The organism is Cellulomonas sp. NPDC058312 (assembly GCF_042880135.1).
Lineage (GTDB): Bacteria > Actinomycetota > Actinomycetes > Actinomycetales > Cellulomonadaceae > Cellulomonas.
In genome coordinates this window covers 339,027-358,719 of the sequence record NZ_JBHVZE010000004.1, presented here as the reverse complement: position 1 = coordinate 358,719, position 19,693 = coordinate 339,027, and the positions used below count along the sequence as shown (strand labels likewise).

Below are 19,693 nucleotides of genomic sequence, written 5' to 3'. Positions count from 1 at the left end.
CTGTCCGGATTGTCCGGTTGGCTCGGACCCCGTGACCGTGAACCCCGCCGCCCGCCGCGTCGTCGTCCCCGTGGCCGCCGCGCTGCTCCTGCTCGGCGGGTGCACCGCGTCCGGGGCGGGCGAGCCGTCGACGCCGTCGGCCCCGGGTGCCGCGTCGGCCGCGGCGGCGTCCGCGGGCCCGGACCTGCGGATCGGCGACTGCCTCGACATGGGCGGCCTGCTGTCCGCGGCGGCCGACCCGGCGTCGCTCGTGACCGCGCGCTGCGACGAGCCGCACGACGCCGAGATCTACGCGGAGCAGAACGCGGCCGGCGCCGACCTCGACGGCCTGGAGGCGCAGGCGCAGCGGTTCTGCGCGGCGAAGTTCGAGGACTTCACCGGGTCGCCGTACGGCGAGACGACGCTCGAGGTGACGTACCTGCGGCCGTCCGAGGAGTCCTGGGCCGCGGGCGACCGGTCCGTGCAGTGCATCGCCATGTCGGTCGACGGCCCGGTGGACGAGTCGTTCGCCGGCGGCGCGGGCTGACCCCGGCGGCGGTCAGCCCAGCGGGGTGTGCACCTCGACGGCCTCGACGCACGGGTCGCCGGGTGCGCCCGTGACGTGGCAGACCAGCACCTGACCGGGCTTGAGGAACGGGTCGGACTCCGGGAGCAGCGGCCGCACCCGGCCGCGGGTGTGCTCCGCGATGACGCCCAGCACCGTCGGCAGCACGGGGCGGTGCGTGCACAGCGCCAGGTCGGTGCCGGTGCGCAGCACGTCGGCGACGGTGCCCGCGGTCGTCGCGGGGGCGTCCTGGTGGCTCGCCTCGGTGAGGGGCTCGTCGTCGATCGCCGTCAGCCCCGCCGCCTGCGTGTACGGCGCCACGGTGTCGTGGCAGCGGGTCCACGGGCTGGTGACCACCTGCGCGACGCCGTACGCGGACAGCACCGGCACGAGCGCCGTGGCCTGGTGCCGGCCGGTCTCGGTGAGCGGGCGGGTGCCCTCGCCCTGGTCCCAGGCGGCGCGGCGGCGCGCGCGGCCGTGCCGGACGACCAGCAGCGCGCGGGTGTCGAGCCGGCCCCTGCCGTGCGCCTCCACGAGCGCGGCCAGGGGCTCGCGGTCCTCGGCCCGGGTCAGCCGGCGGTGCGCCTCGTCGGCGTCCATCCAGCGCACCAGGTCGATCTCGTCCTTCGACGCGTGCTCGGCCGGCGGGCGCGCGTGCACGGCCGGGCGGTCGGGGCGGCCCGCGACCTGCGCCGCCCAGTAGTGCACCCGCTTCTGCCGGCCGTCCGCGAGGGTGTACTCCAGGCCGGGCAGGGGACGGCCGAGCACGATCTCCAGGCCGGCCTCCTCCTCGACCTCGCGCACCGCGGCGGTCACCGGGTGCTCGCCGGGCTCGAGCTTGCCCTTCGGCCACGACCAGTCCTTGTAGCGGGGCCGGTGCACGAGAACGACCTGGAGCCGGCCCTGGCGGACCCGCCAGACCAGCGCGCCCGCGGCCTCGACGACGACAGGTCCGGCCCTCACCGGCTCGCGCCCAGCCGCCGGCGCTGCCGGTAGATCAGCACGGACTGCAGGTCGCGCAGCGGGCCCTGGTCGCCCTGGGCGTGCCGCGTCCACGCGCCGTCGGGCCCGAGGTGCCAGGAGGACGTCTCGTCGGACATGGACTCGTCCAGCAGGTCGACCAGCTCGGCGACCTGGTCGGGGTCGGCCAGCCGCACCAGCGCCTCGACGCGGCGGTCGAGGTTGCGGTGCATCAGGTCGGCGGAGCCGATGTAGACCTCGGGGCCGGGCTGCCGGTCGGCCTCGTCGTCCCGGCCCACGTCGGCGACCTCGCGCGGCACCCCGGCGTCGGCCGCGAAGGCGTAGATCCGCGAGTGCTCCAGGAACCGGCCGAGGATCGACCGCACGCGGATCGTCTCGGACAGCCCGGGGACGCCGGGCCGCAGCGCGCAGATGCCCCGGACGCACAGGTCGACGTCGGCGCCCGCCTGCGACGCCCGGTACAGCGCGTCGATGATCGACTCGTCGACCATCGAGTTCACCTTGATCTTGACCCAGGCCGGACGGCCCTCGCGAGCGGCCTGCGCCTCGCGGTCGATCCGCTCGATCAGGCCCGCACGCACGGAGCGCGGCGCCACGAGCAGGCGGTGGAACCGGGACTTCGGGGCGTAGCCGGACAGCTGGTTGAACAGCCGGGTGAGGTCCTGGCCGACGTCCGGGTCCGCGGTCAGCAGCCCGAGGTCGGTGTAGATCCGCGCCGTCTTCGGGTTGTAGTTGCCGGTGCCGACGTGGCAGTACCGGCGCAGCCCGTCGGACTCCTGGCGCACGACCAGCGACAGCTTCGCGTGCGTCTTCAGGCCGACGATCCCGTAGACCACGTGCACGCCCGCCTGCTCGAGCTTGCGCGCCCACTCGATGTTGGCCTGCTCGTCGAACCGCGCCTTGATCTCCACCAGCGCGAGCACCTGCTTGCCCGCGTCGGCGGCCTCGATGAGGGCGTCGACGATCGGGGAGTCGCCCGACGTCCGGTAGAGCGTCTGCTTGATCGCCAGGACCTTCGGGTCGGCCGCGGCCTGCTCCAGGAACGTCTGCACCGACGTCGAGAACGAGTCGTACGGGTGGTGCAGCAGGATGTCGCGCCGGCGGATCGCCGCGAACACGTCCGTCGGCGTCGAGCTCTCCACCTCCGCGAGGAACCGGTGGGTCGTCGGCACGAACCGCGGGTACTGCAGGTCCGCGCGGTCCAGGTCGGCGATGACGTTCAGGCCCGTGTGGTCCAGGGGCGCGGGCAGCTCGTAGACCTCGTCCTCGACCACGTCGAGCTCGCGCACCAGCAGCTGGCGGATCCGCGGGGTGATCGAGTCGGCGATCTCCAGGCGCACCGGCGGGCCGAACCGGCGGCGCAGCAGCTCCTTCTCCATCGCCTGGAGCAGGTTCTCGGCGTCGTCCTCCTCGACCTCCACGTCCTCGTTGCGGGTCACCCGGAACGTGTGGTGCTCGCGCACCTCCATGCCGGGGAACAGCTGGTCGAGGTGCTGGGAGATGACGTCCTCGACGGGCACGAACGACATCGGCCCGCGGTCGGTCGGGGCCTGCGCGGTCGCGGCGCTCGGGCGGCCCCGCGCGTCGACGGCGATGTACCGGGGCAGCAGCGGCGGCACCTTCACGCGGGCGAAGTGCTCCTTGCCGGTCGCCGGGTTCACCACGACGACGGCGAGGTTGAGCGACAGGCCCGAGATGTACGGGAACGGGTGCGCCGGGTCGACGGCCAGCGGCGTCAGCACCGGGAAGATCTGCTTGCGGAAGTACTTGCGCAGCCGGTCCTGCTCGGCCTCGCCGAGCTCCTCCCAGCGCACGAGCGTGATGCCCTGGGTCGCGAGCTCGGGCTGCAGCGCCTCGGCGAACACCCGGGCGTGCCGGGCGGCGAGGTCGTGCGCGCGGGCGCTGATCGTCTCGAGCACCTGGCGCGGGCTCAGCCCGGACGCGGCGGTCACCGCCAGGCCCGTGGCGATGCGGCGCTTCAGGCCCGCGACCCGGACCATGAAGAACTCGTCGAGGTTGGACGCGAAGATCGCCAGGTAGCGCACCCGCTCCAGCAGCGGCTGCGTCGGGTCCTCGGCGAGCTGGAGCACGCGCTCGTTGAACGCCAGCCAGCTCACCTCGCGGTCGAGGAACCGGTCGGCGGGCAGCGGCTCGAGCTCGGTGACCGCGCCGTCGACCTCCGGGTCGCCGACCGGGGCCACCGGCGCGATGTGCTCGGCGATGTGCGCGGCCAGCTCGGGCGCGAGCGGCCGCGCGCGGGTGGACGTCGCGGACGTCGCGGGGGCGGCCTGGGTGGTGCGCCGGGCGGCGGTGCCCGTGGCGGTGCGGGAGGCGGCCGGCGCCGCGCCCGCGGCACGCCGGGTGCGGCCCGTGGCCGCGCCGTCGGAGGGAGTGGCGTCGCTCATCGGGACATGGTGTCACGCGCGGTTGAACGGCACGCGGCGGCTGAGAGTCCGTTTCGGCGGGCCAGGTGCGGGCCCTGCCAGGAGGTTCGCGGGCCGGACGGGTATCGCCGTCGTGGGCGCACGGTGCCCCGGGAACCGCCCGGGTCGCTGGGGTAACGTCCCCGTACCGACAACCGGCACCTCGGTGTCCGCCGTGAGGTGAGGGGCCGATGATCACTGTCCATGCGAAGAGGGTGCGCGAGGACGTGTCCGCCCGGAGGTGGGCCGGGCAGACGTTCGGCGAGCGGGGGACTGCCTGGGCGACGGTCGTCGAGGTCACGCTCTGCGACGTCGGAGGTCGGCGAGCTCGGCGGCGCGTCTCTGTTCCGACGAGGGTCGCGCTGTGGGCGAGGTCGCTGGTCGCCCCGACCCTCGACCTGACGGTGCTGCTGCTGGTCCGGTCCCCCGGCTTCGACGACATCCCGGTCCACTTCAGGTCGCCGACCCTGGGGGAGCGCAGTCTCGTCCAGGAGTCGTGGGATCTCCGCGCGGTCGCCTCGTGGGTCGCGCGCACGGTGGCCGCCGTCGGCCCGGCGTCGGGTGACGACCTGATCGCGGCCCTGCAGGGTGCCTTCTGGGTGGACGATCCTGATGACGACCAGTGGTCGGACGTGCCGATCGAGGACGGGCCGGACGACCGGTAGCCGCGTGCCGACCGTCGTGGACCGCGGGTGCGGCGAGGCGGGTCGCCGGGTGCTCGGGTCCGCCGGCGGTCAGGCGAGCCGGAACACCGCGTCGACCGCCGACCGCTCGAACCCCACCGCCCGGTAGACCCGGATCGCCGGGGCGTTGTCGCCCTCGGTGTAGAGCACGACCCTCGGCACCCCGCGGTCGGCGAGGTGCGCGAGCATCCGCGCGGTGAGGGCGGGGCCGAGCCGGCGGCCCTGCGCGTCGGGGTCGACGCCCAGGGCGTAGACCTCGCCCTCGGTGGCGTCCGGCACCTTGGTCCAGCCGAAGCCGAGCAGCCGGCCGTCCTCCTCGGCCAGCAGCAGCCCCGCGGGGTCGAACCACGGCTCGGCCTCCCGGTCGGCCAGGTCCGCGCGGGTCAGCCGGCCCTGCTCGGGGTGGGCGGCGAACGCGCGCGCGTTCACGGCGACCCACGCGTCCTCGTCGCGCCCGGGCTCGAACGCCCGGACGGTCACACCCGGGGGCAGGTCCGGGACGGGCGGGACGACCAGCGGGTCGAGGGCCATCTGCCAGAGCTCGCGGACCTGCGGGAGGCCGCGCGACGCCGCCAGTGCGCGGGCCGGTGGGAGCGCGCCGTGCGCCCAGACCGAGACGCCGTCGGCGCCGCGCGCGCGGGCTGCGTCGAGGGCCGCGTCGAGCAGCGCCGTGCCGGTGCCGCGGCGGCGGGCTCCGGGTGCGACGACGACCTCGGCGGTCGCCAGCGCCGGGTCGCGCAGGTCGACCTGGGCGTACCCGACCGGCGCCGTCGCCGGCCCGGCGAGCAGGTGCACGACGCCCTCGACGCCGGCCGCCAGCCACAGCAGGGGCTGCTCCGACAGCGGCGGCACCCCGTCCGCGCGGGCCGCGTCGGCGGCGAGGTCGCGCACCGCGGCGGCGACGTCGGGGGGCAGGGGGCCGGTGCGGACGTCGACGGCGGGCGGGGTCGGGCGGGGGTCGGTCACCGGTCCATCACACCACCGCGCACCGCCCCGCGCGGCGGGGAGCTCCACCGCCCCGCGCGGCGGGGAACGCGGGCAGGCCGGGCGGCGTTGGTCCTAGAGTGCTGGAGATGACCTCGACCCCCGCCCGCGCGGACGTCGTGGTCGTCGGAGCCGGGCAGGCGGGCCTCGCGGTCGCCGCCCACCTGGCACGGGCCGGGTTCGTGCCGGCCGACGCCCCCGGCTCCGGCGCACCCACCTACGTCGTGCTCGACGCCGCCCCCGGACCGGGCGGTGCCTGGCGCGAGCGCTGGCCCGGGCTCACGATGCGCACCGTGAACGGTGTGTACGAGCTGCCCGGGCGGCCGCTGCCGTCCTTCGACGCCGACGAGCCCGCCTCCCGCGCGCTGACCCGCTACTTCGGCGAGTACGAGCGCGACCTCGGGCTGCCGGTCCGGCGGTCGGTGCAGGTGCGGCGGGTCCGGGACCTCGGCGGCCCCGAGCACCTGCTCGCCGTGGACGCGGTCGAGGAGGCCGTCCTGCCGACGCTTCGACGGCCCCGCGACCCCGGGCTGGCCGCGGTGCCGCCCGCGACGCCCGACGACCGGCTCGGCGGCGGGGCCGGCGCGGACCGGCCCGCACCGGCGGCCGCGGCGGCCCGCGCCGAGCCCGCCCGCGCCGATCCCACCCGGGTGGCCCGCACCTGGCACGCCCGCGCGCTGGTCAACGCGACGGGCACGTGGACGAAGCCGTTCTGGCCGTCGTACCCGGGGGTCCGGGAGTTCGCCGGCCTCCAGCTGCACACCCACGACTACCGGGGGCCGGAGCAGCTCGCGGGCCGGCACGTGCTGGTCGTCGGCGGCGGCATCTCGGCGGTGCAGCACCTGCTCGCGATCCAGGACGCGGCGGCGTCGACCACCTGGGTGACCCGCCGCCCGCCGGACTGGCGTGACGCGACGTTCACGCCCGAGCTCGGCCGGGACGCCGTGGCGCGCGTCGACGAGCGGACCCGCGCGGGGCTGCCGCCGCAGAGCATCGTCGCGGCGACCGGGCTGCCGATGACGGAGGCGTACCGGGCGGGGATCGAGGCGGGCGTGCTGCTGGCGCGGCCGGCGTTCGAGCGGCTGGTCGCGGACGGCGCGCGGTGGTCGGCCGCGGCCGCCGGGGGTCCGCTCGCGGACGGCTGGGTCACCGGCCCGGAGCACGTCGCGGCGGACGCGGTGCTGTGGGCGACCGGGTTCCGTGCCGCGCTGGACCACCTGCGCCCGCTCGGGCTGCGGGACGCGGGCGGCGGGATCGTCATGGACGGCACCCGCGTGGTCGCCGACCCCCGCGTGCAGCTGGTCGGCTACGGCCCGAGCGCGAGCACCGTCGGCGCCAACCGCGCCGGCCGCGCCGCGGTCCGCCAGCTCCGCCGCCTCCTGGGCGTCTGACCGGCCGCGCACGCCCCGCGAGGTCGAGGGTTCGTGACGGAACCGGCCCGTGAAACCCTCGACCTCGCGTGAAACCCTCGACCTCGACCGGCGAGATCAGCGGGTGGGCGGGCAGCCGCAGCTGGCGCGGCGGACCACGCGGACGTCGAGGCGGTGGGACTCGGGGGGGCTGGCCGGGGCGCCGGCGTGGCGGACGAGGACCTGGACCGCGAGGCGGCCCATCGCGGCCATCGGCTGCCGGACGGTGGTGAGCGTCGGGGTCGCGAGGCGGCCGGCGAGGATGCCGTCGAACCCGGTGACCGCGACGCGCTCGGGCACGGGGACCCCGCGGGCGGTCAGCAGGTCGAGGACCGCGAGGGCGAGCTGGTCGCTGGCGCAGACGAGGGCGCGGGGGAGCCGGTCGGTGGCGACCAGGTCCGCGAGCACGGAGAACCGGCCCGGCTCGGCGAGGTCGGTCGGGTCGAGGGGGTCGGCGGGGACGGGCAGCCCCAGCGCGCCGAGGGCGTCCTGGAACCCGGCGAACCGCTCGGCGTAGTCGGGGGTGGTGAGCCGGCCGACGAACCCGAGGTCGCGGACGTCGTGGTCGCGCGCGAGGTGCTCGACGAGCTCGCGCATGCCGGCGCGGTTGTCGACGGTGACGTGGTGCAGCCCGTCGGCGACCGGCGGCATGCTGAACGCGACCACGGGGATGCGGCGGGCGACCTGCTCGAGGGTCTCGACGTGGGTGGGTCCGGGGAACAGCGCGAGGCCGTCGACCCGGCCGGCGACGTCGGTGACCGAGGCGCCGGAGCCGGTGCCGCTGCTGAGCAGCAGGGCCTGGCCGCGCTGCCAGCACTCGATCTCGAACCCGCGCTGCACCTCGTCCACGTAGAGCGGGAAGGCGCGGGGGTCGACGTCGTCGTCGGCCGGGTCCGCGGGGGCTGCCGGGTCGGCGGGGGCGGTCGCCGCGTCGGACCCGCGCTGGGGTGCGGCGAGCAGCAGGTCGAACGAGTAGAGGCCGAGCGCGCCGGTGCGCCCGTGGGCGAGCCCGCGGGCGCTGGCGCTGGGGACGTAGCCGAGGTCGCGGGCGGCGACGAGCACGGCGGCGCGGGTCGCCTCGCGCACCCGCTCGGGCTGGCGGAACGTGAACGACACCGTCGCGATGGACACGCCGGCGCGCTCGGCGACGTCGTAGACGGTGGGACGACGGGGCACTGCTCACCTCCGGTGCGGGCGCGTTCGATCGTAGGGGGTCGAGCGCGGCGGCGCGTCGTCGGCGCCAGCGGTTGCGCACCGGCGTCTATGCGCTTAACATCACACACGATCTAAGCGCATAGAATGACTGCGCGGCGCTCCGTGGCGCCGGTCAGCCGCCGCTGCTCGTCCGTTCGAGGAGGAACGAACCATGATCCGTCCCGCTGCGCGCGTCGCCCTGGTGACCGCGCTCGCCCTGACCGCACTCACCGCCTGCGGCCGCTCCGACGACACCGGCTCGTCGGGGAGCACCGACGCGTCCACCCTGTCCGCGGGGGAGGCCACCGGCGACCTGACCGTGTGGGCCATGGGTGCCGAGGGCGAGGCCCTGCCCGACTTCGTCGACGAGTTCGTCGCGGCCAACCCCGACGTGAACATCGACGTCGTCCCGATCCCCTGGGACGCGGCCCGCGACAAGTTCCAGACCGCCATCGCCGCCGGCACCACGCCGGACCTCGCGATGATGGGCTCCACCTGGATGGCCGAGTTCGGCGACGCGTTCGCGCCGGTGCCCGACGGCATCGACACCAGCGACTTCTTCGAGGGCCCGCTCGCGACCACCGAGCTCGACGGCACCGCGGTCGGCGTGCCCTGGTACGTGGACACCCGCGTGCTCTACTACCGCACCGACCTCGCCGAGCAGGCCGGCTGGACCGAGCCGCCGGCCACGCAGGCCGACCTCAAGCAGATGGCCGCCGACATCCAGGAGAAGGCGGGCACCGACTACGGCATCCGCCTGCAGTCCGCCGGCAACGACTCGTTCCAGGGCTCGCTGTGGGCCGCGTGGTCCAACGGCGCCAGCCTGACGAACGACGACGCCACCGAGTGGACGCTCGACACCCCCGAGATGGTCGAGTCCTACGAGTACTACACGTCGTTCTTCTCCGACGGGGTCGCGGACGCCCAGGCCGACCGGACGCCCGGTGCCCAGGAGGCCGAGTTCGTCGCCGGCACCACCCCCATGCTGATCGACGGCCCGTTCATGATGGGCGCGCTCGAGCAGCTCGGCGGCGAGGAGTTCGGCGACCTGTACGCCACCGCGCGGATCCCCGCCGGCGAGTCGTCGACGTCCTTCGCGGGCGGCTCGAACCTCGTCGTCTTCAAGGACTCGGACAACGCGGACGCCGCGTGGAAGCTGGTCGACTGGCTGACGCAGGCCGAGACCCAGGTCTCCTGGTACGACGCGACCGGCGACCTGCCGTCGCAGCAGGCCGCGTGGGACGACCCGACGCTGGCCGAGGACGCCAAGCTGACCGTCTTCGGCGAGCAGCTCGAGGACACCGTCGCCCCGCCGGTCACCACGACCTGGGTGCAGGTGAACGCGGCCGCGGACTCCGTGCTCGAGCGGATGACCGTCAGCGGCGAGGACCCCGCGAAGGCGCTCGCCGAGCTCCAGCAGCAGGCGACGTCGATCGGCATGGGCTGACCTCCATGTCGACCACAGCCACCCGTGCGGCCGGGGCCACCAGCCCCGGCCGCACGGCCCGGGCCTCGCGTGGCCCGGCCGCCGCCCGGCGCCGCCGCCAGGGGTACGTCGCCTGGCTGTTCGCCGCACCGTTCGTCCTGGTGTTCGGGTTCTTCATGCTGGTCCCGCTGGTGTCGTCGTTCGCGATGTCGTTCACCGACTTCACCTCGCGCGACGTGCGGACCCCGTTCGCCGTGAACTTCGTGGGCCTGCAGCAGTACCTCGACCTGTTCGGGGACGCGCGGTTCCTCAAGTCCCTCACCGTCACCGGCACGTTCGTGATCGTGGGCATCCCCGTCACGATGGCCATCGCCCTGGCGCTGGCCGTCGCGCTCAACTCGGGCGTCAGCCGGTTCCGGTCGGCGTTCCGCGTCGGGTTCTACGCCCCCGTGGTGACCAGCATCGTCGCCGTGTCCGTCGTGTGGCGGTACATCCTGCAGCCCGACGGCCTGCTCAACACCGCGCTCGGCTGGGTCGGCATCGACGGGCCCAACTGGCTGAACTCGACCACCTGGGCGCTGCCGTCGCTGATGATGATGGCCGTCTGGCGCAACGTCGGCACGCTCATGGTCATCTTCCTGGCCGGCCTGCAGGCCGTGCCCACCGAGGTGCAGGAGGCCGCCGTCATGGACGGCGCGAGCCCGTGGCGCCGGTTCGTCAGCGTCACGCTGCCGCTGCTGCGCCCGACCCTGCTGCTCGGCGCCGTGCTGATCTCGGTCGGCTACCTCCAGTTCTTCGAGGAGGCGTTCGTCATGACCCAGGGCGGGCCCCTCGACTCCACGCTGTCCACGGCCTTCTACACGTTCGAGCAGTTCGGCTTCGGCAAGTACGGCTTCGCCTCCGCGGCGTCCTACGTGCTGTTCCTGGCCATCGCGCTCCTGAGCCTGCTGCAGTTCCGGCTGCTGCGCTCGAAGGACTGAGGCACATGGCACTCGCCACCCCCGCGGCCCCGAACCCGGCCGTCGACCGGCTCGCGCAGCCGGCCCCGCAGCGCCGTCGCCGCCGGTTCACGACCGGCCGCGCGCTGACCTACACCGTGCTCACCGTCGGCGTCGCCGTCTGGCTGCTGCCGTTCGTCTGGATGGTGCTCGGCTCCGTCAAGACGCAGCGCGAGATCCTCATCAAGCCGCCGACGATCTGGCCCGAGAACCCGACGGGGGACAACTTCGCCCGCTGGTTCACGGACCTGAACTTCACGCAGTTCTTCACCAACTCGGTGGTCGTCGCCGTGGTGACGGTGCTCGGCAACCTGGTGTTCTGCTCGATGGTCGGCTACGCGCTGGCCAAGATGGAGTTCCCGGGCAAGAAGCTGCTGTTCACGCTCGTCATGGTGATGCTGATGGTCCCGGGCGTCGTGACGTTCGTGCCGCTGTTCGTGCAGGTCACGTCGCTGGGGCTGCTGAACACCTACCCGGCGCTGATCCTGCCGTTCCTCACCCAGCCCATCGGGGTGTTCCTGATGCGCCAGTTCATGCTGGGCATCCCGGAGCCGCTGATGGAGGCCGCGCGCATCGACGGCGCCGGCGAGCTGCGGGTGTTCGCCCGGATCGTCATGCCGCTGTGCGGGCCGCCGCTCGCGACGCTCGGCATCCTCACGTTCCTCGGCTCGTGGAACAACTTCCTGTGGCCGCTCGTCGCCGCGCAGAGCCAGGACATGTACACGCTGCCGGTCGCGCTGTCGCTGTACTCGACCGGCCAGCAGGCCACCGACTACGGGCTGCTGCTCGCCGGTGCGGTGCTCATCATCACGCCGATCCTGCTGCTGTTCGTCGCGCTGCAGCGGTACTTCATCCAGGGCGTCGCGACCGCCGGCCTGAAGTAGCCGGGCCCGCCGCTCCCGCCCTGCCCGCACCCCGCTCGCACCACCGAGGTGACTCCGCCATGCCCCGCACCACCACCCGCCCCCGCCGCCTGCCCGAGCGCGTCGCCGCGCTGCGCACCCCGACCGGCCTGGAGGTCGAGCTCACCCCCGCCGGGGACGTGCGCGCGATCCGGGCCGCGGGCGGCCTGCTGGTGAACCAGTACGTCCCCGGGCCGCACGACGCGGCCACGGGTGGGCTGCACCTGCGCCGCACCACCGCGGCCGGGACCACCACCGTGCCGCTGACCGGCGCGCGGTCGACCGCCGCGCACGCGATCGGCGCCGGCTGGGCCCGGTGGGACGGTGCGGGGCTGGGGGCGCGGTGGACCGTGCACCTGGTGCTCGACCCGGAGCAGAGCGCCTGGGTGTGGCGGGTCGACCTGCGGCCGGTCGACGTCCCGGCGGGGGCCGTCTACGACGTCGCGGTGCTGCAGGACCTGGCGCTGTCCCCGGAGGCCGCCGCGCAGTCGTCCGAGCCGTACGTCAGCCAGTACGTCGCGCACCGGCTGGAGACCGACCCCCGGTTCGGCCGGGTCGTGCTGTCCCGCCAGACGATGACGACGGCCCCCGCGCTGCCGCTGGTGGCGACGGCGCTGGCCGAGGGCGCGCGCTCGGCGGGCACGGACGCGTTCGACCTGCTCACCCCGCGGGTCCGGTCCGGCGGCGTCCCCGCGTTCGCGACCGGCGAGCCCTGGCCCGACCGGGTGCGCCAGCACGAGATGGCCACGGCCGGGCTGCTGTCCCGGCCGACCGACCTCGCCGAGCCGTGGACGCTGCACGCCCTCGCGCGGTTCTGGCCGGACCGCCGCGGGGAGATGACCGCGGCGCTGACCGACCTGCCGGCGCTCGCGGACCGCCTGGTCGCGCTGGCGGCGACCGCGGCCGGGGCGTCCGAGCCGGCGGCCCCGGGCCGGGACGAGCGCTCGCTGCTCGCGACCGCCCCGCTGGTCACCGGGGACCCGCTGCCCGAGGCCGACCTGGCGGCGCTGGCCGACGCGGTCCGGTTCCCCGAGCACGACGCCGGCGGCCGCCTGCTGTCGTTCTTCGGCACCGACGGTCGGCACGTGGTCCGCGGCGACAAGGACCAGCTGCTCGACCGCCCCCACGGGCACGTGCTGCTCAGCGGCGACGCGCTGTCGCCCGACCGGCCCACGCTGTCGACCACGGTGTTCGCGCACGGGGTGGTCGGCTCGCACACGGTGCTCGGCAACACCTCGTTCGACCGGTTCGCCGGCGTGCACCGCAACCACCTCAACCTGCTCCGCTCGAACGGGGTCCGGATGCTGGTCCGCCGCGACGGCGACGCCCGGTGGGGGCTGCTCGGGCAGCCGTCGGCGTTCGTGCTGGACGTCGGCGAGGCGCGCTGGCTGTACCGGCTCGGCGACCTGGAGGTGCAGGTCCGCACGACGGCCGCCGCCGACCGGGCGCTGCTGCTCACCGAGGTCACCGCGTCCCACGACGTCGACCTCCTGGTCACGACGGACGTCGACCTCGGCGCGGGCGCGTGGCACGTGCAGGACGTCGACGGCGGGCTCGCCTTCCGCGCGGACCCCGGCACCGACGTCGCCGCGCACCACGCCGCCCTCACCTACGTGCTCGCCGCGCAGGCGCGCGGTGCCGCCGGCCCCGCCGTGGTCGCGGGCGACGGCGCGCTGTTCGCGGACGACGAGGACCGCGGCACCACCGTGGTCACCGTCCGCGCGACCGGGCGCCACCTCGCGCTGGCCGTGACCGCCGACCTCGCCGACGGCGCCGAGGCCGCGCCGCTCGCCGCCGCCGGGCTGCGCGACGGGCTGGACGCCGCCGAGCACGCCGCGCAGCACCGCCGCACCCTCGACGCGCTGACCCGCGGCCTGCGCGTCGGTGCCGGGTCCCGGTTCGCCGAGCTCGAGACGCTGCTGCCCTGGTGGGCGCACGACGCCCGGGTGCACTTCCTGGTCCCGCACGGCCTCGAGCAGTACTCCGGTGCCGCGTGGGGGACGCGCGACGTCTGCCAGGGTCCGCTGGAGCTGCTGCTCGCCGCGGGGCGGCGCGACACCGTCCGCGACGTGCTGCTGCGGGTGCTCGCCGTGCAGGCCGTCGACGGCACGTTCCCGCAGTGGTTCATGTTCGACGACTACGCCGAGGTGCTCCAGGACCACGCCCACGGCGACGTCGTCGTGTGGCCGCTGTTCGCGCTCGGCCAGTACCTGCGGGCCTCCGGCGACGTCGGGGTGCTCGACGCGGTCGTGCCGTTCCGCGACGGCGCCCCGGCCACCGTCCGGGAGCACGTCGAGGCGGCGCTCGCCCACCTGCGCAGCCACCAGGTCCCCGGCACCGCGCTGCCCGCGTACGGCGAGGGCGACTGGGACGACACCCTCCAGCCCGCCCGGCCCGAGATGCGCGAGCGGATGACCTCCACGTGGACGTCCGCCCTGACGTTCCAGGCGCTGACGCTGCTCGGCGACGAGCTCGCGACCGCCGACGCCGACCTGTCCGCCCGCCTGGTCGCGATGGCCGACGCGCTGGTCGCGGACGTCCGCCGGCTGCTGATCCCCGACGGGGTCGCCGCCGGGTTCGCGACGGTCGACGACGGGGAGGTGCAGCCGCTGATCCACCCGCGCGACGGGTCCACCGGGCTCACCTACCGGCTGATCGCGATGACCCGGCCGATCATCGCCGGGCTGTTCGACGACGAGCAGGCCGCCCGCCACGAGCAGCTCGTCCGCCGGCACCTGCACTTCCCCGACGGCGTGCGCCTCGTCGACCGGCCCGCGCGGTTCGCCGACGGGGAGGTCGAGTCGTTCCTGCGCGCCGAGCAGGCCGCGTTCTTCGGGCGCGAGGTCGGCCTGATGTACGTGCACGCGCACGTGCGCTGGGTCGAGGCGCTCGCCGGGCTCGGCCGCGCCGCCGTCGGCGAGGAGCTGCTGCGCCTGTCCCCGATCGGGATGCGCGACCGGGTGCCCAGCGCCCTGCCCCGCCAGCGCACCTGCTACACGTCGTCGTCCGACGCGACGTTCCCCGACCGGTACACCGCCGCCGCCGGGTTCGAGGGCCTGCGCACCGGCCAGGTCCCGACCGCCGACGGCTGGCGCGTGTACTCGTCCGGCCCGGGCATCTTCATCCGGCAGGTGCTGCACGGGCTGCTCGGCCTCGAGGAGCGCGCGCACGTGCTGGTCGTCGACCCGGCGCTCGCGCCGTCCGACGACGGCCTGGAGGTCGACCTCGTCGTGGGCGGGCGGACCCGCCGCGTGCGGTACCGCGTCGACCCCGCCGCCACCGGCGTCCAGGTCCGTGCCGAAGGGGCGGCGGTGCCGTCGACCCCCGCACCACGCCGCTACCGGGCCGGGGGCGCCGTGCTGGCGCTCGCGGACCTCGGCGACGCGGACGTGCTCGACGTCGTCACGCCGCCCGGGTCCTGACCGGACCACCTCCCCGACCCCCGACCGAGAGGACCCCCGCATGACCACCCGACGCTTCCCCGAGGGCTTCCTCTGGGGTGCCGCGACCGCCGCCCACCAGATCGAGGGCAACAACGTGAACTCGGACTGGTGGGCGCGCGAGCACGCCCCCGGCACCGACCTGCGCGAGCCCAGCGGCGACGCCGCCGACAGCTACCACCGCTACCCCGAGGACATCGCGCTGCTCGCCGACCTCGGCATGAACACCTACCGGTTCAGCGTCGAGTGGGCCCGCATCGAGCCCGAGCGCGGCTTCGTGTCCCGCGCCGAGCTCGCGCACTACCGGCGGATGGTCGACACCTGCCACGAGCACGGCCTGACGCCGTCGGTGACGCTGCACCACTTCACGCACCCGCGCTGGTTCGCCCGGCTCGGCGGCTGGCGCCACCCCGAGGCCGCGGACCTGTTCGCCCGGTACACCGAGGCCGTGCTGCCCGTGCTCGGCGACGACGTCGAGTGGGTGTGCACCATCAACGAGCCCAACATGGTCGCGATGACCCGCGGCGAGGAGGGCACCGAGATGACCGCCTCCCGGCTGCCGGCCCCGGACCCGCAGATCACCGACGCGCTGATCGAGGGCCACCGCCGGTCCCGCGAGGTGTTGAGCCAGCTCGGCCAGGTGCGATCCGGCTGGTCCGTCGCCACGCAGGCCTACCACGCGATGCCCGGCGCCGAGGAGGCCACGAAGGCCTACGGGTACCCCCGCGAGGACATCTTCCTGGACGCCGCCGCGGGCGACGACTGGATCGGCGTGCAGGCGTACCTGCGGACGTTCATCGACACCGAGGGCAACCCGGTGCCGGTCGCGGACGACGTCGAGAAGACCCTGATCGGCTGGGAGTACTTCCCGGCGGCGCTCGGCATCGGCGTCCGCAACGCCTGGGAGCGCACCGGCGGGGTGCCGGTCGTCGTCACCGAGAACGGCATGGCCACCCAGGACGACGCGCGCCGCATCGACTACACCCACGACGCGCTGGTCGGGCTGCACGACGCGATGGCCGACGGCATCGACGTGCGCGGCTACCTGCACTGGTCCGCGCTCGACAACTACGAGTGGGGGTCGTACGAGCCCACGTTCGGCCTGATCGCGTGGGACAAGGAGACGTTCGCGCGCACCCCGAAGCCCAGCGCCCACTGGCTCGGCGAGGTCGCCCGCACGGGCACCCTCACCCACCCCACCCGCTGACCCACCCCACCCGCTGCCCCGCCCGCACCCGCGGGGTCGCGGGTGGAGGGGTCACGGGCTCGGGGTCGCCAGGCCCTTCTCGATGAGGTCCATCACCGAGGAGTCGGCCAGGGTCGTCGCGTCGCCGACCTGCCGGTGCTCGGCGACGTCCCGCAGCAGGCGGCGCATGATCTTCCCGGACCGGGTCTTGGGCAGCTCCGGGACCACCAGGATGGTGCGGGGCTTGGCGATCGGGCCGATCTGCCGGGCGACGTGCGCGCGCAGCTCGGTGGCGACCTCCTCGGCGGTGCCCGCCACCGCGTCCCCGCGCAGGATGACGAACGCGACGACCGCCTGACCGGTCGTGTCGTCGCGGGCGCCGACCACCGCGGCCTCCGCGACCGACGGGTGCGACACCAGGGCCGACTCGATCTCGGTCGTCGACAGCCGGTGCCCGGACACGTTCATCACGTCGTCGACCCGGCCGAGCAGCCAGATGTCGCCGTCGTCGTCCTTCTTGGCGCCGTCGCCCGCGAAGTAGATGTCCCGGAACCGCGACCAGTACGTGTCCCGGAACCGCTGCTCGTCGCCCCAGATGCCGCGCAGCATCGCCGGCCACGGCTCCGTGAGCACCAGGTACCCGCCGCCGCCGGGCGGGACGGGGTGCGCCTCGTCGTCGACCACCTCCGCGGCGATCCCCGGCAGCGGGGTCTGCGCCGAGCCCGGCTTCGCGACGGTGACGCCGGGGAGCGGGCTGATCATGATCGCGCCCGTCTCGGTCTGCCACCAGGTGTCGACCACCGGGGTCCGGTCGCCGCCGATGACCCGGCGGTACCAGGTCCACGCCTCGGGGTTGATGGGCTCGCCGACGGAGCCGAGCACCCGCAGGCTGCTCAGGTCGAACCCGGCGGGCACGTCCTCGCCCCACTTCATGCAGGTCCGGATCGCGGTCGGGGCGGTGTACAGGATCGAGACGCCGTACTTCTGCACGATCTCCCACCAGCGACCGCGGTGCGGGGTGTCGGGGGTGCCCTCGTAGATCACCTGGGTCGCGCCGTTCACCAGCGGCCCGTAGACGACGTACGTGTGCCCGGTGACCCAGCCGACGTCCGCGGTGCACCAGTAGACGTCGGTCTCCGGCTTGAGGTCGAAGACGTTGAGGTGCGTCCACGCGGCCTGGGTCAGGTACCCGCCCGTGGTGTGGAAGATGCCCTTCGGCTTCCCGGTCGTGCCGGAGGTGTAGAGGATGAACAGCGGGTGCTCCGCCTCGACGGCCACGGGCTCGTGCTGGTCGCTCGCGCCGTCGACGGCGTCGTGCCACCAGACGTCGCGGCCCTCGGTCCAGGCGACGTCCTGCCCGGTCCGGCGCACCACCAGGACGTGCCGGACGAGGTCGCCGGACCCCTTGGCCAGCGCCTCGTCGACGGTGGGCTTGAGCGCGCTGGCGGCACCGCGCCGGTAGCCGCCGTCCGCGGTGATGACGACCGCGGCCTCGGCGTCGAGGATCCGGGTGTGCAGCGCCTCGGCGGAGAACCCGCCGAACACCACGGAGTGCGGCGCGCCGATCCGGGCGCAGGCGAGCATCGCGACGACGGCCTCGGGGATCAGCGGCAGGTAGATCGCCACCCGGTCGCCGGTGCGGACGCCGAGCGCGGTCAGGGCGTTGGCCGCCCGGGAGACCTCGCGCTGCAGGTCGGCGTAGGTCAGCGTGCGGGTGTCGCCGGGCTCGCCCTCGAAGTGCAGGGCGACGCGGTCCCCGTGCCCGGCCTCGACGTGCCGGTCGACGGCGTTGTACGCGGCGTTCAGGCGGCCGTCGGCGAACCAGCGGGCGACCGGTGCGCCGGACCAGTCGAGGACCTCGTGGAACGGGTCCGACCAGTCCAGCAGCGACCGGGCCTGCTCGGCCCAGAACTCCAGCGGGGAGGCGTTGGCCCACGCGTACAGCTCGGCGTGCGCGTTCGCCTGGGCCGCGAAGGCCGGGTCGGGCGGGAACCGGCGGTCCTCGGTGAGGAGGTTCTCGAGCCCCGGCGTCGCGGACGACGGCGGGCCGTCCCCGGGCTCGGCGGGACGGGGGGTGGAGAGGTCGAGGCCCACGTGTCCTCCAGCGCAACGACGTCGGTGCGATCCGGCGCGGGAGGGGCCCGCGTCTGCCACCGCACTCTAGTAGGACTTTCGTCCCGTGCCCGGCGAACGCGGAGGTGGGGCGCGGTGCCCCGCGGTCAGACGCGGGGCAGCCACCGGCGGCGCGCCACCGCCAGCACCAGGCCCGCCACCAGCAGCAGCGCACCGACCACGAACACCGTGCCCGACGTCGCCGTCACGGTCGCGCGCACGACGGACCCCCGGGTGGCGTCGGTGGCGAACCAGCGGACGACGTCCACGTGCGTCGTGGCCGGGACGTACAGCAGCACCACGCCGACGACCGAGGCCACCAGCCCCGCGGTCAGGGGCACCGCCGGCGACCACAGCCCGAGCCCGAGCACGACGGCGAGCACCAGCACGCCCGCGGTCACCAGCAGCACGCCGACCACGTCGTAGGACGCGTCCCAGCCCGGCGCCTGCGCGGCCAGCACCCGGGACTGACCGAACACCACGGTCCAGACCCCGACCGCCCCGACCAGCAGCCCCGCCAGCACGCCGGCGAGGTGCCGGCCCACGCCGCCACCGGGTCGGCGCGCGGGCGTCTCGACGACGGCGTCCCGGCGGGACCGGGTCTCGGGGGCCTCGTGGCGTGCGGCGCCGGGCGGCACGGCGGCACCGGCCGGCACGGCGGGCAGCGGCTCGCGCGGCGTCGCCGGGGCCGACGGGTCGCCGTAGGGGACCGACGCGTCGGACGGGCCGGTGCCGGGCAGCGCGGCGGTGTCGAGCGTGTCGGTGCCGGGGGCCGGGGCGAGCGGGTCGTCGTCACCGTGCGGGGCGGCCGGGGTCCCGGTGACCAGCACGGCGGCGGCGCGGGCCTCGGCGCCGCGGAAGCTCGTGCGGCGCACCGCCTCCGCCGGCGGGACGGGTGCCGTCGGGGTCGCCGGGCTCGCGGTGGGCGCCGCCGGGGGCGTGCCGGTCGCGGCGGGCAGAGGGGCCGTCGGGGCGCCCGAGCCGTCCGACACGACGGCGGTCGTCGACGCGGTGGTGGCCGGCAGGACCGGGGGCGCGGGGTCCTCGGGTGCGGGAGGCACCGGCGCCGGGCGGGAGGCGCGGTGCGCGCTCGTGCCGCGGGACGGGGTCGCCGGGGTGGGGCGCGGGTCCGTGGTGACGGGGCCGTCTGCGGCATCGGGCGTGGCGACGGAGGACGGCGCGGCCGTGGCCCGCGGCGTGCCGGCCGCGTCCGCGGCGTCGGTCGAGGTCGGTGCGGGGCCCGGGCGGGTCGTCGCCTCGGACCCGGTGCCCGCCCCGGTGCCCGCGTCGGTGGCGCCCGTCGCCGGGGCGGCGTCGTCCTGGTGCTCGCGGTCCGGCGTGCTGCTCATGGCGTTCTCCCTCGTGCCGTCCGGCGCCCGCACGGCGGCAGCGCCGGCGTCGCCCGCGCCCG

14 protein-coding genes are annotated in these 19,693 nt (G+C 75.5%); 8 read left to right on the top strand and 6 right to left on the bottom strand.

Features of this window, described 5'->3' with window-relative positions; genetic code table 11:
* Positions 1-31: 31 nt before the first annotated feature.
* Positions 32-526 carry a septum formation family protein gene (locus tag ACFVXN_RS14195; RefSeq protein WP_389233555.1) on the top strand — a complete coding sequence of 165 codons (495 nt, stop codon included), beginning with the start codon at positions 32-34 and terminating at the stop codon, positions 524-526.
* 12 nt (positions 527-538) lie between these two features.
* Here ACFVXN_RS14195 and ACFVXN_RS14190 read toward each other — a convergent pair whose 3' ends face one another.
* The gene (locus ACFVXN_RS14190; RefSeq protein ID WP_389233552.1) at positions 539-1,507 is read right to left on the bottom strand and encodes an NUDIX domain-containing protein; all 969 of its coding nucleotides are present in this window, start codon (positions 1,505-1,507) and stop codon (positions 539-541) included.
* Positions 1,504-3,930, bottom strand: coding sequence for an RNA degradosome polyphosphate kinase (locus ACFVXN_RS14185; protein ID WP_389233549.1), 2,427 nt, complete (start codon positions 3,928-3,930; stop codon positions 1,504-1,506). The genes ACFVXN_RS14190 and ACFVXN_RS14185 overlap by 4 nt, the downstream gene beginning before the upstream one ends.
* 209 nt (positions 3,931-4,139) lie before the next feature.
* On the opposite strand from ACFVXN_RS14185, the gene ACFVXN_RS14180 reads away from it, so the two are divergent.
* Positions 4,140-4,613 (top strand): hypothetical protein, encoded by a 474-nt coding sequence (locus ACFVXN_RS14180; protein ID WP_389233546.1) that lies wholly within the window; start codon positions 4,140-4,142, stop codon positions 4,611-4,613.
* Positions 4,614-4,682: 69 nt separating this feature from the next.
* Here the strand turns inward: ACFVXN_RS14180 and mshD are convergent, their stop codons facing one another.
* A complete protein-coding gene (gene mshD / locus ACFVXN_RS14175) occupies positions 4,683-5,597 on the bottom strand; it encodes a mycothiol synthase (protein WP_389233543.1) in 915 nt (304 codons plus the stop codon).
* Between the two features lie 107 nt (positions 5,598-5,704).
* Between mshD and ACFVXN_RS14170 the strand changes: the two genes are divergently transcribed.
* A complete protein-coding gene (locus ACFVXN_RS14170) occupies positions 5,705-7,006 on the top strand; it encodes an NAD(P)-binding domain-containing protein (protein ID WP_389233540.1) in 1,302 nt (433 codons plus the stop codon).
* 96 nt (positions 7,007-7,102) lie between these two features.
* On the opposite strand, the gene ACFVXN_RS14165 is transcribed toward ACFVXN_RS14170, so the two are convergent.
* Positions 7,103-8,200 carry a LacI family DNA-binding transcriptional regulator gene (locus ACFVXN_RS14165; protein ID WP_389233537.1) on the bottom strand — a complete coding sequence of 366 codons (1,098 nt, stop codon included), beginning with the start codon at positions 8,198-8,200 and terminating at the stop codon, positions 7,103-7,105.
* A gap of 190 nt (positions 8,201-8,390) precedes the next feature.
* Between ACFVXN_RS14165 and ACFVXN_RS14160 the strand changes: the two genes are divergently transcribed.
* From ACFVXN_RS14160 to ACFVXN_RS14140, 5 genes are read left to right on the top strand one after another with little or no spacing between them, the layout of a single operon-like run.
* Positions 8,391-9,665 (top strand): extracellular solute-binding protein, encoded by a 1,275-nt coding sequence (locus tag ACFVXN_RS14160; protein ID WP_389233534.1) that lies wholly within the window; start codon positions 8,391-8,393, stop codon positions 9,663-9,665.
* Positions 9,666-9,670: 5 nt separating this feature from the next.
* Entirely contained in the window at positions 9,671-10,624 is a 954-nt protein-coding gene (locus tag ACFVXN_RS14155; protein WP_389233531.1) for a carbohydrate ABC transporter permease, read from the top strand.
* Between the two features lie 5 nt (positions 10,625-10,629).
* The gene (locus ACFVXN_RS14150) at positions 10,630-11,526 is read left to right on the top strand and encodes a carbohydrate ABC transporter permease (protein WP_389233528.1); all 897 of its coding nucleotides are present in this window, start codon (positions 10,630-10,632) and stop codon (positions 11,524-11,526) included.
* A 59-nt stretch (positions 11,527-11,585) separates the two neighbouring features.
* Positions 11,586-14,966, top strand: a complete 3,381-nt coding sequence (locus tag ACFVXN_RS14145) for a GH36-type glycosyl hydrolase domain-containing protein (RefSeq protein ID WP_389233525.1) — start codon at positions 11,586-11,588, stop codon at positions 14,964-14,966.
* Positions 14,967-15,006: 40 nt separating this feature from the next.
* On the top strand, positions 15,007-16,191 hold the full coding sequence (locus tag ACFVXN_RS14140) for a glycoside hydrolase family 1 protein (protein ID WP_389233522.1): 1,185 nt from the start codon (positions 15,007-15,009) through the stop codon (positions 16,189-16,191).
* Between the two features lie 51 nt (positions 16,192-16,242).
* Here the strand turns inward: ACFVXN_RS14140 and acs are convergent, their stop codons facing one another.
* Together acs and ACFVXN_RS14130 are read right to left on the bottom strand one after the other, a co-directional pair.
* A complete protein-coding gene (gene acs, locus ACFVXN_RS14135; RefSeq protein WP_389233519.1) occupies positions 16,243-18,264 on the bottom strand; it encodes an acetate--CoA ligase in 2,022 nt (673 codons plus the stop codon).
* Positions 18,265-18,389: 125 nt separating this feature from the next.
* Positions 18,390-19,631 (bottom strand): hypothetical protein, encoded by a 1,242-nt coding sequence (locus ACFVXN_RS14130; protein ID WP_389233516.1) that lies wholly within the window; start codon positions 19,629-19,631, stop codon positions 18,390-18,392.
* Between the last annotated feature and the right edge of the window lie 62 nt (positions 19,632-19,693).

Bases quoted from the DNA above. Each gene is read 5' to 3' on its own strand.
- ACFVXN_RS14185 (WP_389233549.1), bottom strand. From the start codon at position 3,930: ATGAGCGACGCCACTCCCTCCGACGGCGCGGCCACGGGCCGCACCCGG.
- ACFVXN_RS14180 (WP_389233546.1), top strand. From the start codon at position 4,140: ATGATCACTGTCCATGCGAAGAGGGTGCGCGAGGACGTGTCCGCCCGG.
- ACFVXN_RS14170 (WP_389233540.1), top strand. From the start codon at position 5,705: ATGACCTCGACCCCCGCCCGCGCGGACGTCGTGGTCGTCGGAGCCGGG.
- ACFVXN_RS14160 (WP_389233534.1), top strand. From the start codon at position 8,391: ATGATCCGTCCCGCTGCGCGCGTCGCCCTGGTGACCGCGCTCGCCCTG.
- ACFVXN_RS14155 (WP_389233531.1), top strand. From the start codon at position 9,671: ATGTCGACCACAGCCACCCGTGCGGCCGGGGCCACCAGCCCCGGCCGC.
- ACFVXN_RS14150 (WP_389233528.1), top strand. From the start codon at position 10,630: ATGGCACTCGCCACCCCCGCGGCCCCGAACCCGGCCGTCGACCGGCTC.
- ACFVXN_RS14145 (WP_389233525.1), top strand. From the start codon at position 11,586: ATGCCCCGCACCACCACCCGCCCCCGCCGCCTGCCCGAGCGCGTCGCC.
- ACFVXN_RS14140 (WP_389233522.1), top strand. From the start codon at position 15,007: ATGACCACCCGACGCTTCCCCGAGGGCTTCCTCTGGGGTGCCGCGACC.
- ACFVXN_RS14130 (WP_389233516.1), bottom strand. From the start codon at position 19,631: ATGAGCAGCACGCCGGACCGCGAGCACCAGGACGACGCCGCCCCGGCG.